Below are 4,186 nucleotides of genomic sequence, written 5' to 3' on the forward strand. Positions count from 1 at the left end.
CATCGTCATTCCTCCTGCTATCTTTTTCTATTATTCTACCTTATTTGATAGTAGATTTAAAACTTTGCAACAGAACCCTTAAGCTTATATTAAATCGCTGTGCAATTTCTTTGGCAGGAATTATTTTTTTTGATTGCAGCTGAATAAGAATAGAGGTTACTCTGTTAATCCTGTTCAAATTTTATTCCTCCTCTGTGACTTCCATAAAAAGTATATCCTATGCGTTCTTAAGCTAGCTGCTGTTAGTGCTTCTCATTGCACCCTGGTTATAAAAGCCATACTCACAAACCTCTTCACCAAAACTCTTTACATCTCTAATATAGAACTCTATCTAGGGGTCCCGAGCGCTTAGTGGGAATTTGTATCGATAAGGGGTACAAATTCCCACTAAACCAATGTTTCAAGGCCTATTTATTTTTTATATTCAATTCTCTTAAGTGTTTAGGAATAGATAACAAGTCAAATTTATACTCTCCAAGAAAAGTGATATGCTCCCAATTAATAGGAGATACATGCTTCATATACTTAGTTACTTCGGGATCTATTTTGACGAGATAATTATAAGCTGCTTGTAAGTAGACGGCGTTCCATATACTTATTGCATTTATTAACACATTAAGCGCACTAGCACTTTGAAGTTGTCGGCGAATATCGCGCTCCATAAATTTTCCGCGTCGCCCAAAAAATAGTTCTCTAGCTAAAGCATTAATCGCTTCTGTCTTATTTAGTCCATGAGTGATCCTTCGCCGTAGCTCACTATCTGTAATATAATCTATCATAAAAATGCTCTTTTCAATGCGACCTAGTTCTCTCAGTGCAAGAGCTACTCTATTCTTACGTGCGTATGAGCCTAGCTTTCCTAATAGTAAAGAACTAGATACTTTTCCTGTTTGAATCGAATAGGCGATTCGTTTAATTTCATCATAGTTTTCTTCAATAATTTTTACATTGATTTTTCCGCTTATATCTTCTGATAAGTTAGGGTAGTAGGAAGGTGATTTGATAGAAAATAATTGTGATTTTTTTATATTTCTGATGCGAGGTTCAAAATCAAAGCCTAGTAATGCGGTCATTCCAAACACCTGATCAGAATACCCATTTGTATCAGTAAAATGTTCCTCAATATCTAGATCTGTTTCATGATAAAGTAGGCCATCAAGGGTATGAGTAGCTTCCCTTGTATTAGTTGAAGCAACCTCGATATGATGAGTCGTATGCCTATCATTTATTGATCGAATCATTGTAGCTCCTTTTTCCATACTTTTGTAATGTGGATTAACATCGGATTTTAGAGCTGAGACGCCCACTGGGACGCGCATTCCGTCTGAAGCAGTGGTTTTTCCTTCACCCCAAAAGTCTGCAACAGGAAGCTTTAACTGATAATTAACCAAAACAGATTGAGCACGAGTCAGAGCTTCTTTATAAAAGCGCCATTGTTTGGCATTGGCTAACTGAGAATAAGAAATTCCAGGAGTTGATTGGGCCATTTTTTCAAGACCAATATTCATCCCTAAACCCAGCAAAGCAGCAAAAATAATTTTTCTTTCTTGTTCACTCGGCGGTTTCCCTGTAGAATCATGACTAAATTCTTGTGAAAAGTTGGTCCAACTGTCCACCTCAATTAAAAGATCACTAAGCCTTATCTTAGGAATTATTGAATAAAGTTTTTTTCTATATATTTCTGCTTCGCTAGGTGTAACTTTTTCCAACTTTTTAAGGTTTGCTCTTGAAATTCTCTTATCAACTGTCGAATAAAATTGAAGCTGTAAATCTAAAATTATTTCCCGATCCTTTAAATAGTCCTCAAACGTGTCTGGAATAGTTTCTGAATCAATACAAGCAGATAAATCAACTAAGTAATCATCAATATTTCGATGGATCATACTTCCTTCAACTGAAATATCTCCTGATCGAATATTGTTCTTTAGCTCGGTGAAAGCTACTAACTCATAGTAAGACCGATCTATTTTCCCCTCTTCTGGCCGAACAAGGCTTTTCCATTTTTTACTCACAAAATCAGTAGAAGTATCTGCCGGTATTTTTCTTTTACCACTATTGTGTAAATCAGTTAGTTGAGTTAGGGCCATGAGGACTGGATTTGCTGCCGGAGTTGCTTTGAACGAAAGGGTCCTCAATAACATTGGCGTGTATCTTCGGAGGTAATTAGCTTTATTTCGAACCATTTCTAAATAGCCATGATTTTTATTACCTGTAATTTTTTTAGCTTCTTCTCCATCTTGTACTAAATCTTCCCAAGGCATGATTCGTTCAATTTCGTCAAAAGGATTACTATCATTATCTTTTGCAAAGTGAAGAGCATCAATTAAAGAAGCATAATGTTCCAATTTTTTAGTAGCCAATTTTCCTTTTTCTTTTAACTGTTCTTGTGAATCACGTGTCCCTTTGCGTTTAATACTTGCTAAAATGCGGTCATTAATCTCAATCAGTTGATCGATCAGATATTGATGATGATTGACTAAAAAAGCAATAAGTAAAGAGTATCTTTTTTCAAGCTCAAAACGGGAGAAGTCATATGCATCATAATTTTCCCCTAGTCTAGCTAGCTGAAGAAACCTGTTCCGATTAATATGGGAGACATTAATTGTCCCGAGTCCCATGGAAGCAATCACTTCCACTTTTTTACAAATACTCATAAAGCTTTCTGGATTTGCCTTACCTGGAATGTCTTTTAGCCAAGCGAGTTTAGTTATTTTCGTCTCTTCATAAATTTGAAACAAACTCTCTAGTTTTTCAATTTGTATATCTGTTAATGAACAGAGTAATATTGAAAATAAGTTGTTTTCTGCTTTATCTCGACAGCGGCTTATAATGTCTTCAAGTGTAGCTATAGATGGAAAAATAATTCTTTTTCGAGTTAAGAAATCAATTGTTTTTTTCATTAGATAGATAGAGTCATCATTTTCTAAAGCTAGTTCAATTAAATATTCTATTAACTGTTTTTGTGTATTAGCACTACCGAATCGATGATAGTTGAATACTTCTAAGATCTCGTTGAAGTGATTTGCACGTGTATTTCTATGATCATATGAATTTAAATCAATTGCATCAAGATGGAGCTGTCGACTCACATAAGAAGTTAGTCTGGTTGATTTAATCGGCCAATTACTTAAAGAACACCCAGGATACCGGGCCAAACAAAGTTGTATCGCAAATCCTAGTTTATTGACCTTTCCACGGTGTTGATTAATAACCTCCAGATCATAATCAGAAAAACTAAAATACGCTTTAAAATCCTCTTCTGATAAGTGGTCTACAGAAAGAAGTTGTTCACGCTGTGAAGTAGTTAAAATTCTTTTCATAGCCATATCTTAAGCATTCCTTTTATTGAGGTAACGGTAAAAGGTTGTTTTGCTTAATTTAGAGGCATCAAGAATTTGACGAATAGAATACTCTTTGCTGTCATACATTTTTAAAGCTAAATCAATTGATAGCTTACCTTTACTTGGACGGCCCCCTTTTTTTCCTCGGACTCTGGCTGCCTTAAGACCAGAGTTAGTTCGTTCAATAATAATATCCCGTTCCAGTTCTGCTAAACTAGCCATAACTCGGAAAAAGAATCTTCCCATAGACGTTGAAGTATCTACGTTATCTTGAATAGATATAAAATTGACACTAAGTTCTTCAAATAATTCAGAAAGTTCAATCAAATGTTTAGTTGATCGTGAAATTCGATCTAACTTGTAAATGACAACAGAATCTCCTTCACGTAGTAGGTTGATCATTTCTTCTAATTGCGGTCGGTCTTTTTTCGCACCAGTTACTTTTTCTTGAAATAATTTATCAATTCCATAATGAGTAAGTGCATCAATTTGTAAACTAAGATTTTGATCATCCGTACTCACTCGAGCATAGCCAAAAATCATAAAAAAACCTCCTTAATTTTATAATTTAAATGTACCATAACTCATTAAGTATAACTATATAGGAACTATGAAAAAGGAACGGATTTTGGTACTTGATTTACTTAAAAAACATTTAGAAAAAGCAGGAAAATGAAAAGGTACCATAAACGGTCGTTTATGGTACCATTCAAATTTATCCTTATTGTACAAAATAACAGCGAAATTTTTAAATCTATTCCTTATCGATACAAATTCCCCGTAGGCGCTAGGGACCTCTTTAGCTCCTTGGAAGCTGTCAGTAGTATACCTAATAATTTATCTAC

Annotated in this window: 2 protein-coding genes and 1 pseudogene; all 3 read right to left on the reverse strand. The window is 34.7% G+C overall.

Features of this window, described 5'->3' with window-relative positions; all coding sequences use genetic code 11:
- Window positions 1-52: 52 nt before the first annotated feature.
- Window positions 53-178 (reverse strand): annotated as a pseudogene (locus ACXQH5_RS13575) (helix-turn-helix transcriptional regulator); the annotation flags it as partial.
- Window positions 179-407: 229 nt separating this feature from the next.
- Window positions 408-3,326, reverse strand: a complete 2,919-nt coding sequence (locus ACXQH5_RS13580) for a Tn3 family transposase (RefSeq protein ID WP_001240982.1) — start codon at window positions 3,324-3,326, stop codon at window positions 408-410.
- Between the two features lie 3 nt (window positions 3,327-3,329).
- Window positions 3,330-3,884 (reverse strand): recombinase family protein, encoded by a 555-nt coding sequence (locus ACXQH5_RS13585; protein WP_000576156.1) that lies wholly within the window; start codon window positions 3,882-3,884, stop codon window positions 3,330-3,332.
- Window positions 3,885-4,186 lie beyond the last annotated feature (302 nt).

The organism is Staphylococcus sp. SA22 (genome assembly GCF_054165785.1).

Bases quoted from the DNA above. Each gene is read 5' to 3' on its own strand.
- ACXQH5_RS13580 (WP_001240982.1), bottom strand. From the start codon at position 3,326: ATGGCTATGAAAAGAATTTTAACTACTTCACAGCGTGAACAACTTCTT.
- ACXQH5_RS13585 (WP_000576156.1), bottom strand. From the start codon at position 3,884: ATGATTTTTGGCTATGCTCGAGTGAGTACGGATGATCAAAATCTTAGT.